Here is a 13136-nt window from a genome sequence, read left to right as displayed (position 1 = left end):
CCACCTTTGACGACTCAAGCGTACCATACTGCCGGCCGCCCGACCCATTCCGACCTATGGGTCGAAGACCGACGCCGGGGCCGGCCGCCCAAGCCCTCGGTCGCGCCACGGCTCAATTGACATCACCCCGGGGTTTCATTAGGGTACCGTCCCACCGGGAATGTCGCCGCTCACGTCCATCCACCGCCCGACGGCCCGCCCCGCCCCCGGTACGCGGCGGGCCGTTCGTATAAGGAGAAGAGGAGGCGCTTGCTCATGATGATCCGCTCGCTCGCCCTGGTGCTGTCCTTCGTGGTGCTCACCGTCTTCAGCACGACCTTCGCGCAAGAGCCGGCTCCAACGCCGGCGCCCATGACGCCGCCTGCCGCGGCGCCCGCTCAGCCGGCCGAGCCCCCAGCGGCGGAGCAGGCGGAGAAGAAGGAAGAGAAGAAGTCCCCCAGTAAAAAGAAGAAGAAGGCGCACAAGAAACGGAAACAAGCCCGCAAGCCCTAACGGCCCTGCCTCGAACGGCCCGCGTGCTCGCCGAGCACGCGGGCCTCGTCTCGGCTGCCGTTGACCGCTCTTCGCCCACGATGGTAGGGTGGGTCGATGAGCGACGCATCCGCCCGCCGCCCCAATCGCCTGCTCCACGAAACGAGCCCGTACCTGCTCCAACACGCGTACAACCCCGTCGATTGGTATCCCTGGGGCCCCGAAGCGCTCCAGCGTGCGCGCGAGCTGAACAAGCCGATCCTGCTGTCGATCGGCTATTCGGCCTGCCACTGGTGCCACGTCATGGAGCGGGAGTCGTTCGAGGATGACCGGATCGCCGCGCTGATGAACGAGCACTTCGTCTGCATCAAGGTCGACCGCGAAGAGCGGCCCGACCTCGACGAGATCTACATGCAGGCGACGCTCGCGATGAACCAGGGCCAGGGGGGATGGCCGATGACGGTGTTCCTCACGCCCGAGCAGGAGCCGATTTTTGCAGGGACCTACTTCCCGCCCACCGATCGTTGGGGACGACCCGGCTTTGCCACCGTTCTGACCAAGATCGCCGAGTACTGGCGCCAAGACCCCGCTGACCTGCGCCGCCAAGCCGCCGACCTGACGGAACGACTGCGGCGAGAGATGCGGGTCGCGAACCCGACGGCCGTCGGTGAAGCCGAGCTCGACGCCGCGGTCGTGCAATATGCCGACGAGTTCGATGCGCAGCACGGGGGGTTCGGGCACGCCCCGAAGTTCCCGCCCGCTACCGGGCTCTCGTTCCTGCTCCGCCGGCACGCTCGCACCGGCGACCCGCAGGTGCTTACGATGGTCCGGCGCACGCTGGACGCCATGGCGGCGGGCGGGATGTACGACCACGTCGGGGGCGGCTTTGCGCGGTATTCGACGGATGAGCGGTGGCTCGTCCCGCATTTCGAGAAGATGCTGTACGACAACGCGCTACTCGCGAAAACCTACCTCGAGGCGTACCAGGTGACGGGCGACGACGCCTACCGGCGCGTCGCGACCGAGACGCTGGACTACATCATGCGCGAGATGACGTCGCCGGACGGCGGCTTCTATTCCGCGACCGATGCGGACTCCGAGGGCGTCGAGGGCAAGTTCTTCGTATGGACCCCTGAGGAGATCCGTGCCGCCGTGGGGAACGACGAGAACGCCCGGCGCTTCTGCGCCTATTACGACATTACGCCCCAGGGCAATTGGGAGCACAAGAGCATTCCGAACACGCCACGACCGTTGGAGGACGTGGCGCGGACCCTGGGGATCACCGCTCAGGACCTGCGGGAGACGATCGAGCGCGTGAAGCCGCAGGTCTATGCCGCGCGCCGCCGCCGCGTGCCGCCGGGCCTCGACGACAAGGTGCTGACGGCGTGGAACGGCATGATGATCAGTGCGATGGCGGAGGCGTCGCGGATCCTTCACGACGGCCGCTACCTGGCGGCCGGGGAGGAAGCCGCGGAGTTCCTGCTTCGTACGATGGCACGTCCGGACGGCGGCCTGTACCGGACCTATCGGGCCGGGAAGGCGCATGTGAGCGCCTGCCTGGAAGACTATGCGTTCCTGGCCGAAGGATTGATCGATCTGTACGAAGCCGGCGCTCATGAGGGGTATCTCGATGAAGCGGTACGGCTGGCGGAGCGCATGCTCGCCGACTTTGCCGATCACGAGCACGGCGGATTCTATACGACGGCCAAGGACCATGAAGCGTTGATCGTACGCAGCCGGGAAGGCCCGGACGGGGCGACGCCCAGTGGCAACGCCGTGGCCGCGATGGCGCTGGCTCGGCTGTCCTTCCACTTCGCCCGGGAAGATTTTCGCACCGCCGCCTCGCAGGCGATCAGGGCGTACGGCCGCCAGATCGCCCGTTACCCCCGGGCGTTCGCGAAGAGCCTCTGCGTCGTGGATCTGCTCCTGCACGGGCCCGTGGAGCTCGCCGTGATCGGAACGCCCGGCGACGCCGGATACGACGCCTTGCGGGTCGAAATCGGGCGCCGGTTCCTCCCGAACCGCATCCTCGCGCACCACGATCCTCAGGGCCCCCCTGCGCGACATCCATTGACACGGGGCAAGGGACTCGTCGACGGGAAGGCCGCCCTGTACGTCTGTCGCGACTTTGCCTGCCAGAGCCCGATCACGGATCCCGCGCAGGTGGGGACCGCGCTCGCCGGCGACCCGACGACGTCGCCGACCCGCGCCCCGGCGGCCAAGACGCTCGCGGTCCAAGGGCGGCCCGGCCATGCAACGCCTGAAGGCACCGCCCGGTTTGCCTCGCGGACGATGGCTCGTCCCGACAGCGCTCCGGATGCCGCGCGCGGCTTTACCGCTCTCGGCCGGACCCGCCTGACCGTCAGCCGCCTGGGCTTCGGGGGGTATCGGACGGGAACCGAGGAGCCCGAGCATCGCCAGGCCTTGGTGGAGGCGCTGCGCCGGGGCTGCAACCTCATCGACACCTCCACCAACTATATGGACGGCGACAGCGAGCGGCTGGTCGGGAGCGTGCTGAGCGAGCTGATCGACAAGAACGAAGTCGCACGCGACGAGATCGTGGTCGTCTCGAAGGTCGGCTACGTCCAGGGTGAGAACCTCGCCCGCGCCCAGGCCCGCGAGAAAGCCGGACGGCCGTACCCGGACATGGTGAAGTACGCCGAGGGCCTGTGGCACTGCCTCCATCCGGAGTTTCTCGCCGACCAGCTCGCGAGGTCGCTGGACCGGCTGGGCCTGCGCGCGCTCGATGTGTTGCTCCTGCACAATGTCGAATACGTGCTCTCCGACGCCCGGCATCGAGGACGAACCGATCTGGCCGCCGTCCGGAAGGACTTCTACCGGCGGCTCGAGGCCGCGTTTGCCTATTTGGAGCAGCAGGTCGCGGCCGGGCTCATCCGCTACTACGGGGTCTCCTCGAACACCTGCACGGCGGAGGCCTCGAATCCGGAAGCGACCTCCTTATCCGGCATGCTGGAGGCCGCGCGGCGGGCCGGAGGCGACGAGCACCATTTCGCGGTCCTCGAGCTCCCGCTCAACCTGCTCGAGTCGGGCGCCGTGCTCACTGCGAATACGGGTCCCGACGCCAGCCGAACCGTGCTCGAGCTGGCGGAGTCCGAGCACGTCGCCGTGCTCGTCAACCGGCCGCTCAACGCGATTCCGCGCGGCGGCCCGATGATCCGGCTCGCCGCGCTTCCCGTCGAGCCCCGGCAGGTCGTCTTCGAGGCGCAACAGGAAAAGGTGGCGGCCCTGGAATCCGAGTATCGACGGGAGCTTGCCCCCCGCGTTCAAACGGGCGGGCAAGGGACGCCGGCGGAGGAGTACTTCACGTGGGCGGTCGAGCTCGCCAAGATCCGCCCGCAGGTCCAGAGCCTGGAGCACTGGGAGCACGTGGAGTCCCAGATGATCGCGCCGCACTTGCACCAGGTCTTGCGGGCGCTGAGCCAGCACTTTACCGGTGACGTGGCGGAGCGATGGGAGCAGTGGCGGGACCGCTATCTGCCCGAGCTGATCCTGCTGCTGAAGGAGCTCAAGCGCGAGGCGACGCTCAAGAGCCTGGACAAGACGCGGCGGATTTCCGAGATCCTCGATCCCCTGCTGCCCGAGTCCCGGCGCCGGGAACCGCTCTCACGAAAAGCGCTGTGGGTCGTCGCCAGCACGCCCGGCGTGACGAGCGTCCTGAACGGGATGCGGACGCCGGCCTACGTGGCCGATTCGACGAGCATCCTCTCCTGGCCGCCCCTCCCCGCCGTACGCCCGATCTACGAGGCACTGCGAACACACGCGTGAGCGTTGGATGACCGGCCAACCGACGCCGTGTCCCCGGCCCCTCCCTTCGACCGATCGAGAAGAGCTGCATCACCGCTAACCCCCGTTCACATTCTGACGCTACTCTTGCGGAATCGCACAGCCTGCACAGTGCGTCCGCACTCATGTTCGTGTTCCGTGCGTCGCCCCGCCCGCCTTTTTCGCCCCAGTGATGCCGCAGCTCCAATGGCATCACCCTTGCTGCGGTCCGCCCGCGATCTGAACGATCACATTCGTCATGTCGGGACCGCGTGCACGGATTCGCTCACAACACGACCAACTGTTTCCTGGCCTGTGAATGCGGGCAGATCGTTGCACGGGTCACGAGCGCCGGCGTCGCAGTGACGTGCGATCGATGCCGGCGGGTCGTGCTCGTTCCCTTTGAATCCATGCCGGAACCAGAGGAATCGGCCCTAGAGGACCGTTCCGCAGAAAGGAGGCCCGAAGACTTCAGGAAGCAATAGGAGAGGACCTCGCGTCCCAGAAGCCACCTTCACCACATTCAACTCCAAGGAGGTTTGTATGGGATGGCGATGGTTCGTCGCAGCGTTCCTCGTGTGCCTACTGTCCGCTGCCACGGTCGTGGCTGAAACGCTGGAAGAACGAGTGAAACGACTCGAACAAGCGTTGGAAGCCTTCAAGAAAGAAGAGGCGCACGAGCGGGAGATCCAAGGACAAGCGCCGGCGACTCAACCCGGCGAAGCACCCAACGTGCAGCAACTCGGTGCCCAGGGGCAAGGGGCGGAGCGCAAGTACGGCTCGATCATGCAAGGATCGGGCAAATTGATCTATGCCAGGCCGTTCGTCAGCAATCCCAAGGCGGTGGTCGGCGGTTATACCGATGTGGAATACATCAACAGAGCCAGGCAGGGTACGCCGAGCTCGATCGACGTGCACCGCTTCGTGCCGTTCATCTACGGGGACATCAGTGAGCACGTCAAGTTCGCATCGGAAATCGAGATCGAGCACGGGATCCGGGAAGGCACCGAGACGGAAGTCAGTCTCGAGTTCGCCACCATCGATTACCTCCTCAACGACAAAGTGAATCTGCGGGCCGGCGTCGTCCTGCTCCCCGTCGGAAAATTCAACCTCTTGCACGACGCTCCCTTGCGCGACCTCACAGAGCGCCCGCTTGTCGCGCAACTGCTGTACGGCGTCGTGTTGGCCGAAACGGGCGCGGGCGCCTACGGCACCTTCTACCCGACGCGGCGATCCAAGCTGGACTACGAAATTTACGTGACGACCGGCTACAACGGCTTCAACGGCGGCGGGTGCCAAGCGGGCAGCGCAGCGGCCAATTCGCTCACGTGCACGAATGTGATCACCGAAAAGGACGGCCTCAAGGACGCGCGCCAACGCAAATCACACGTAGACGACGGTTTTGACAACAACAACGGAAAGGCGATCGTCGGTCGGATCGCATTCAGCCCGTTCCTCGGACTGGAAATCGGCGGCTCCGGCTACACGGGCACCTACGATCCGTTCAGCAAGCGACGGCTCAGCATCTGGGCCGTGGATTGGACCGTGGTGCGAGGCCCGTTCGAGCTGATCGGCGAGTCGATTTGGGCGTACGCGCAGGGCAACGACAAGTTGCTGGACGGCTCCGCGTGTGTCGATGCCTTCGGCCACCTATGCCCTCGCCGCATGAGCGGGTACTACATCCAGGGGAACTATCACTTCCTGCCGGAGCTTCTGACTCGCTTGGCGCCGAGCTTCTTCCGTCCGGAAGTCTCCACCTTGACCGCGATGGTGAGATGGGAGGAGGTCAACACGAACAAGGACTTTCGCGGCGGGCTCGGAGACCGGCAACGACTGACGTTGGGGGTCAACTACCGGCCGACGGAAGACACCGTCTTCAAGGCGGATTTTCAATACAGTCCCAAGGAAATCAACGTGAACGACCAACGCATTCACGATACGGCGTTCATTCTCTCCGCCGCGACGTATTTCTAGCTTCCTGCCTTTTCGGGGGCGGTTCGCCCCGCCCCCGCCTCCAGGCGTGCATCAACCTTTCTTAATAGCCTGAAGGCGCATTTCGCGGCTGGCGTACCAGTTGACGGCGAGACTGAAGAATCGGACCGCAAGAACGGTAACCGCAAAGCCAGTAGAGCTCGGCAGGCAGCGGCATCAGATCGTCCGGCAGCGTCCTGGCGGTCGCATTGAAAGCGCCATGCGCAATGGGCCTAGGTCCGGCCTCAAGGATGCCCGCCTTCCGAGAGAGGCGGCGGTACGTGCCACTCACAGGCATCCTCGATCGCCGCCCGCAGAAGTTGGACGAGTTGGACATGATCGATCGGTTTCGCCAACCAGGCATATGCATCCGACCTCGATACCGCCGGGACACGGGACATGGGCTCTCCGGAGACCACGATGATCGGTGTCCCCGGCCAAATATCGCGGCAGAGAGCGGCGAGCTCGAGGCCGTTGAGCCGCGGCATGCGGTAATCGGTGATGACGGCGTCGTAACGTCGGGCTCTCATACGCGACGCCGCTTCCACGCCGTCTCCCGCCTCTTCCACTTCATACCCGGCCCGCCTCAACAACAATGCCACCACATGCCGTGCATCGGGATCGTCCTCCACGACCATCACCGTCAGGGCCTGGCCCATGTCCGTCATCCTAGCCTCCTTGGCAGCCGAGCCTCCCGGCTGACCGCACCCTGGCGACCGACGAGCAACGCCGGCTGATGCTCTCCATCGTCGCCTCCCGTCGGTCAGAAGGATTGCGGTCCTGGTCTCAGAGAACGCGGCACCGTCCCTCCTCCCTTCCCGTGACGGGCCTACCGTTGCCTCGTCGAGGCTCACTGCAGGCGTCCTCGATCGCACTGTCGCGGCATGGCGCGAGGGCCCGTGGTACCGGGTGGCGGGGTGAACGAGTACCGACCGGTACGGATGGATGACCGCGGTTCGCCCGAATCACGGCATCCTCGATATGCCCGCAGTTGACGCACCGGACGCCTTGAAACACCATCCGGCTGCTCTTCTCGTCGCGAAACGTCTCGACGATCGTCATGCCCCCGCAGCGGATACAGCCCATCGGAACCTCCTTCGATCGTTGATCGATGCGCTTACGGCACCAGTCGCTCAGGCCGCGCCTCGTCGTCCCCTTGGCCCAACGGCCGAGGTTGATCCGGCCCCGGGTTGATGAGAATCGGCGTTCACCGTGTCGGGAAGCAAGACTATTTTGGAATTCGGACTGTCGTAGAGCTTGAAGCGCAAGTACGCAGGGGTCAACGTCTTCGCGATCGTCTCCTGCGCTTTGGCCTGTCCGACGGCCCGGATGCGCAGGCCCTCGGCTTCGCCGTCGGCGCGAATCCGGACGGCATCGCCCTCGCCCTTCGCCCGGATCCGCATGATCTCGGCATCCTTGGCCGCGATGAGGACTTCGAATTCTTTCTGTTCCTTCTCTTGCTCCTTCGACTGCTTGCGCTCGACCGCATCGAGAACGAGTTTCGCCAGCTCGATATCGGCCAGCGCGACGCTCGCGACCTCCAAATGTCGGCCCTTGAGCTTGTCCACCACCACCGCCTGAACCTTGCTGGCGATCTCGGCGCTCATCTCGGGAACGGTCACCATCGCATAGTTCGAGACGACGCTTCGGACCGCCGCGAGCAATTCGGGCCTGACTACGCGGCTGTAGAAGTCGGGGCCGATTTCCTGTGCAAGGCAATAGATTTCCTCGGGCCGCGGACGCATGATGATCGCGGCCTTCAATTCGATTTGCAGGTCGTCGGAGGTGAGCGCGTCGACCTTCTCGGTGTAGCTTTGCCAGCGGACGTCGTAGAGGTACACGTCGTTCCACGGTGCACGCCAATAGAACCCGCTCTTCAGGGGCTCGCTGGTCAGCCCCTGCGTGAACGGATACCAGCGCAAGCCGCGTTGTCCGGGTTGGACGGTCGTGCCGCACGCCGCGAGCGTCGACAACGCCCCGATCATCAAGAGAACGATCACGTGGCGTCGCATAGCGCCTCCGGTGGAATCAAAACCGCGATGCGTCCCGTCCGGCAGGGACGGACGCAGCGGCTCCTCGACCCCGCCCCAGCTCGGCATGCTTGCGCGCGAGCCGTTCATGTTCCTGCGCCGCCTCCTCATAGGATTGCGCCAGCAGACGTGTGCCCGTGACCCAGTCCGAGCTCGGCCCGAAGAGCCGCTCGTAGACGCGGACGCGATCATGCAAGTCCTCAGCCTTCTGCCGGAATCGAATCGCGTGCTGCCGATAATGCTCCGCGATCATCGGCTGATCTTGGCCGGGATCCAAAGAAGTGAGGTCGAACGGCGGCCCGGAGCCCGCACACGCCGCAGCGGTGCTGATCGCCGCGATCATGAGACCCGTCCATGAAGCCCCCCTTCCTTTCACCCCTGGACCTCGTCCTGCCCGTCGGCGTGCGTGCCATCCCGGGTTTCGGGAGTGAGAACGACTTCGTAATCCCACCGAAGCGGGGACACTTCGACCCGGCGCCTCTCGCGAAGCCGATTCAGGGCGGCGAGCAAGTCACGCCAGGTGTACTGAGGGACGATGTCGGCGATCGCTAAGAACGTCAGCTTACGATGAGCGTAAAGAAGCTGGAGGATCTGCTCTTCGATCCCGGCACCACCGAATGATCGATCCTCGGGACGTTTCACGTCCGCTTCCTGAAAGAACGGAAGGTGACTATTCTGGAACGTGAGGTGTACACACGGTTCGATGCAAACGGCGGTCCGGAGGTACACACGAGAGGCAGGCGAGAAGCCTGGCAAACTGGGGGCAACGGCGTGACTTTTTCAGGCGAGTCGACTCGACCTCTTCTCCGAGGGTTGAAACAGCGCCAGCAGCACGCCTCCGCACGGTGCGAGCCGTGCGAAACCGCCCGCTACCTTTTCATGTGAGCCGATTCTTTTAATGTGAGCCTGGAGCAAGGGTGCCGCCGATCCACCGCCTCGGATCGCTGCGTTTCATGGCTAGTCGCTCCCGTTCAGCCGCGCAGTTGCAACCCTCGATCCATCGATGGGACAATAACAGGGCTCGGCCTGCAAAGTTTCACCGGATCGGAGGCAGATTCAGCAGGCGACGGCGGAGCAACCACTCTGCTTCCTGCCGCAGCACTGTGCGGCACGTGCTTTCTTGGATGGGGCGCCGGCAAGAGTAAAAGAGTCATACATTCGCGGACGACCAGGCACATCAATTGCTCGGCGACCTTTCAGATCGTTGGGTGGTTACGTAAGATGAACCATGAAAGGAGCTCCCTGTATCGTTCACTTCCGATCTTCGCATCAGATTGTTACAATCCGGCAGCTCTCACGCGTTTTGGACGACCGATTCCAGAGGAGCATGCTCCAGTCGTGTGCTCTCCCTCTTGACGAGATCCATTTCCATCGTTGTACCCGTTGGTGAATGCTCGCGCGTGCGGCCGCAGAACCAGGACAGCATGCCAACGGGGGAGGTCGGGTACAACTCGATGGCCCTCGCATCACACCGCGGACCGGCCTGTTCACGTCCCCACGGTTTCGTCTTTGGAGCGGGTCCTTCAGGCCCAGCTTGATCGCGGCGGTCCATCGGCCATGGCGGCGAGGGAGCCCCGGGAAAGGCAGAGGTAGGTCGTAGAGAGATGGTCCGCGCATCGCTGAAGAACCCTTACGCCGTCATCGCGCTCAGCCTGATCATCGTGCTGCTGGGGATCGTCTCGTACCAGAAGATGGTCGTGGACATCTTCCCCGAGATCAACATCCCCGTCGTGGCCGTCGCGACGTTTTACAAGGGCATGGGGCCTTCCGAAATCGAAGGCGCGATCACCCTGCGTCTCGAACAAGCCTTTCTCCAAGCCTCCTACATCGAGCACATCGAATCCCGTTCGCTTCCGGGCGTGAGCCTCATCAAGATCTACTTTCATCCGTCCTATGACATCAATGCGGGGCTCGCCGAAATCACGAGTCTGACGTATGCCAATCTGCGATACCTGCCCCAAGGGATCTTTCCGCCCGTCATCGTGAAGTTCGGCGCGGCGAGCCTCCCCATCGCCGTGCAGACGACGAGCAGCGAGACGCTGGGGGAAAAGGAGGTCCGAGACCTCGCCTACTTCAACGTCCGCCCGCAGCTCGGCAATGTCCCCGGCATTGCGTTCCCGACGACGTTCGGCGGCACCGTTCGGCAGATCACGGTCTTCCTCGATCGAGAGCGTATGCTCGCACGGGGCGTCTCGACCCATGAAATCGTGAACGCGGTGAACAATCAAAGCGCCTTGCTGCCGGCGGGAGGCGTCAAGATCGGCGACTTTGATTACAACGTGTACACGAACAGCATGATCAAGATCGTCGAGCACATGAACGACATCCCGATCAAAGTCGTCAACGGCGTGCCGATCTTCCTGAACGACGTCGGGAAGGCCGTCGACTCGACGATGATCCAAGTGAACGTCGTCCGCATCAACGGGAAGCGCGCCGTCTATCTGCCGATCATGAAGCAGGCGGGGGCGAACACGATCGACGTGATCGATGGCGTCAGACGGGCGCTCGCGAAGCTCATCGGCCTGCCGAAGGAGATCACGGTCAAGCTGCTGTTCGACCAATCGTTGTACATCCGCCAAGCCATCCGCACGCTGGAGCACGAGGGCTTGTTGGGCGGCGGGCTCGCCTGCCTCATGGTCTTGGTGTTTCTCGGCAGCCTCCGCTCCACGCTGATCGTCGCGCTCGCCATTCCCCTGTCCGTCACCGCGGCCTTCATCGGCCTGTACTTCACCGGCCACACCGTGAACATCATGACGCTCGGCGGGTTGGCCTTGGCCGTCGGGCGGCTGGTGGACGATGCCATCGTGGTGGTGGAGAACTTCCACCGCCATCTGGAGATGGGCAAATCATCGAGCCAGGCGGCGGGCGACGCGGTGAGCGAAGTGGCGATGCCCATGCTCGTGATCACGATCACGGTGTTCCTCGTCTTCCTGCCCATCGCGTTTTTCACGGGGGTGATCAAATTCCTGTTCGTGCCGCTGGCGCTCGCGGTCGCCTATGCGATGATCGCCTCGTACGTCGTGGCGCTGACCGTCGCCCCGGTCTCGATGGAGCGCCTGTTGCGCCATGCCGGCCATGGTCGGGGCTCGCGTCGGTCAGGCAAACTGCTCGACTGGTGGAACCGGCTCGACCTGTTCGGTCCGTTCGTCGAGCGCTACGTCCGCGTGTTGCGGTGGTGCCTCGTGCACAAGGCGATCGTCCTCGTGACCGTGACGATCGTCTTCGTGGGGTCGATAGTCATGGCGCCCCGGCTGGCCACCGAATTTTTCCCCAAGGTCGACGCGGGGCAGTTCATCCTCAACGTCGCGGCCCCGGAGGGAACGCGGATCGAAAAGACCGAGGCCATCATCGGTCAAATCGAGGCGATGATCCGCGAGGAGGTTCCGGCCCGGGAGCTCGAACAACTCGTGTCCAACATCGGCCTGCCCCAAGGCTGGATGGTGCTGTACACCCCGATCAACGGCCCGCACCAAGCCTTTCTCCTCGTCGCGCTGACGCGCAACCACACGACCCACACCGACGACATCATCGCCCGTCTTCGTCCTCGCTTGATGAAGGAGTTTCCCGGGTTGAAGTTTTCGTTTCAGACCGGCGGGATCGTGAGCGACGTCATCAACTTTGGGCTGCCGGCCCCTATCGACGTCAAGGTGAGCGGTCCAAAGCTCGAGGCGCTCGCCGACACGGCCACCAGGATCCGGGACGCGGTCGCGACGGTGCCGGGAACCGCCGACGTGCAGGTGCGTCAAGGCATGGACTATCCGGAGATCCATCTGGACATCAACCGTGCGAAGGCCGCGTACGTGGGTCTGGACGAGAAGCAGATCGTGACGGATCTGGTCACCGGGCTCAGCTCGAACGTTACGTTGAATCCCGGGTACTGGATCGATCCGCGTTCCAACAATGCCTATTTCGTCGTCACGCAGTTCCCGGAGCAGGTGCTCGTGCGCTTCGAGGACTTTCTGAACCTGCCCCTCGTGGGGTCCCACGTCGCCCATCCGGCCAGCGCGAGCGTGGGCGGCACGGCCCTTCGGGGGTCATCCCTGATCCTGGAGCAAACTCCTTTCGTGGAGCGGCCCGTGCTGCCGGGGGCCCGTGCCGACGGTCACGGCCCGCCGGTCCTCCTGCGCGATCTCGTCGACGTGACACGCAGAACCGGGCCGGAAGTGGTCGATCACTACAATCTGCAGCGGACCATGGACGTGCTGATCAGCGTGCCGGGAAACGACCTCGGGCGTGTGGCGCGAGTCGTCGAAGACCTGGTCCGGGCTCTCCCGCTCCCGAAGGACGTCGTGGTCGAATTCAAAGGCGAGATCGACAGCATGCGCGCGGCCCTCAGCGGATTCACCATGACCCTCCCGCTTGCGATGCTGCTGATCTACCTCGTGATGGTCGGCCTCTTCCGCTCGTGGCTCGATCCCTTCGTCATCATGTTCGCGGTGCCGCTCGGCTTCATCGGCGTCATTTGGATGCTCTTGCTCACCAACACGTCCGTGAACGTCGAATCGCTGATCGGCACGCTCATGATGATCGGGATCGTGGTGTCCAATAGCGTCCTGCTCGTCGATTTCGCCAACAACCGGCTCCGTGAAGGCATGCCGCTGGACCAGGCGGTGATCGAGGCGGGCCGCCTGCGCATCCGGCCGATCTTGATGACCTCGCTCGCCACGATCATCGGGCTGTCGCCCATGGCCTTAGGCCTCGGCGAAGGAAGCGAGGCCAACATGCCGCTGGCTCGGGCGGTCATCGGCGGCCTGTCGGTCTCGACCTTCATGACGCTGCTGTTCATCCCCGTGTTGCATCTCCTGGTACGCCGGCGGAGCTCCTCCCCGCAGCGGCCCTCCGCGTCCCATGTCTGACCCCTCGGACCTCCAGAATGCCAGG

Annotated in this window: 8 protein-coding genes; 4 read left to right on the top strand and 4 right to left on the bottom strand. The window is 64.2% G+C overall.

Translation table 11 applies throughout. The features are described from left to right. Nucleotides 1–255 precede the first annotated feature (255 nt). The 3 genes from ACWHYV_RS10230 to ACWHYV_RS10220 all read left to right on the top strand — a co-directional run bounded on the left by ACWHYV_RS10230 (nucleotide 256) and on the right by ACWHYV_RS10220 (nucleotide 6228). A complete protein-coding gene (locus tag ACWHYV_RS10230; RefSeq protein WP_447980537.1) occupies nucleotides 256–492 on the top strand; it encodes a hypothetical protein in 237 nt (78 codons plus the stop codon). Between the two features lie 96 nt (nucleotides 493–588). Further along, nucleotides 589–4257: an aldo/keto reductase gene (locus tag ACWHYV_RS10225; RefSeq protein WP_447980536.1), complete on the top strand. Its 3669-nt coding sequence runs from the start codon at nucleotides 589–591 to the stop codon at nucleotides 4255–4257. A 540-nt stretch (nucleotides 4258–4797) separates the two neighbouring features. Beyond that, entirely contained in the window at nucleotides 4798–6228 is a 1431-nt protein-coding gene (locus ACWHYV_RS10220) for a porin (protein WP_447980535.1), read from the top strand. A gap of 242 nt (nucleotides 6229–6470) precedes the next feature. Here the strand turns inward: ACWHYV_RS10220 and ACWHYV_RS10215 are convergent, their stop codons facing one another. The 4 genes from ACWHYV_RS10215 to ACWHYV_RS10200 all read right to left on the bottom strand — a co-directional run bounded on the left by ACWHYV_RS10215 (nucleotide 6471) and on the right by ACWHYV_RS10200 (nucleotide 8897). Continuing rightward, a complete protein-coding gene (locus ACWHYV_RS10215) occupies nucleotides 6471–6893 on the bottom strand; it encodes a response regulator (RefSeq protein WP_447980534.1) in 423 nt (140 codons plus the stop codon). 465 nt (nucleotides 6894–7358) lie between these two features. Then, on the bottom strand, nucleotides 7359–8237 hold the full coding sequence (locus ACWHYV_RS10210) for a prohibitin family protein (RefSeq protein ID WP_447980533.1): 879 nt from the start codon (nucleotides 8235–8237) through the stop codon (nucleotides 7359–7361). 16 nt (nucleotides 8238–8253) lie between these two features. Next, the gene (locus ACWHYV_RS10205) at nucleotides 8254–8598 is read right to left on the bottom strand and encodes a hypothetical protein (protein ID WP_447980532.1); all 345 of its coding nucleotides are present in this window, start codon (nucleotides 8596–8598) and stop codon (nucleotides 8254–8256) included. Nucleotides 8599–8627: 29 nt separating this feature from the next. Beyond that, nucleotides 8628–8897 (bottom strand): hypothetical protein, encoded by a 270-nt coding sequence (locus ACWHYV_RS10200; protein ID WP_447980531.1) that lies wholly within the window; start codon nucleotides 8895–8897, stop codon nucleotides 8628–8630. A gap of 962 nt (nucleotides 8898–9859) precedes the next feature. On the opposite strand from ACWHYV_RS10200, the gene ACWHYV_RS10195 reads away from it, so the two are divergent. Then, a complete protein-coding gene (locus ACWHYV_RS10195; protein ID WP_447980530.1) occupies nucleotides 9860–13111 on the top strand; it encodes an efflux RND transporter permease subunit in 3252 nt (1083 codons plus the stop codon). Nucleotides 13112–13136 lie beyond the last annotated feature (25 nt).

The organism is Candidatus Nitrospira bockiana (genome assembly GCF_965152565.1).
The sequence above is the reverse complement of the archived record's forward strand: the minus strand, read 5'-3'. Positions and strand labels throughout refer to the sequence as shown.

What these genes read in the sequence shown, in the direction of transcription:
- ACWHYV_RS10210 (WP_447980533.1), bottom strand. Translation starts at nt 8,237, where the DNA reads ATGCGACGCCACGTGATCGTTCTCTTGATGATCGGGGCGTTGTCGACG.
- ACWHYV_RS10195 (WP_447980530.1), top strand. Translation starts at nt 9,860, where the DNA reads ATGGTCCGCGCATCGCTGAAGAACCCTTACGCCGTCATCGCGCTCAGC.
- ACWHYV_RS10220 (WP_447980535.1), top strand. Translation starts at nt 4,798, where the DNA reads ATGGGATGGCGATGGTTCGTCGCAGCGTTCCTCGTGTGCCTACTGTCC.
- ACWHYV_RS10230 (WP_447980537.1), top strand. Translation starts at nt 256, where the DNA reads ATGATGATCCGCTCGCTCGCCCTGGTGCTGTCCTTCGTGGTGCTCACC.
- ACWHYV_RS10205 (WP_447980532.1), bottom strand. Translation starts at nt 8,598, where the DNA reads ATGATCGCGGCGATCAGCACCGCTGCGGCGTGTGCGGGCTCCGGGCCG.
- ACWHYV_RS10225 (WP_447980536.1), top strand. Translation starts at nt 589, where the DNA reads ATGAGCGACGCATCCGCCCGCCGCCCCAATCGCCTGCTCCACGAAACG.
- ACWHYV_RS10215 (WP_447980534.1), bottom strand. Translation starts at nt 6,893, where the DNA reads ATGACGGACATGGGCCAGGCCCTGACGGTGATGGTCGTGGAGGACGAT.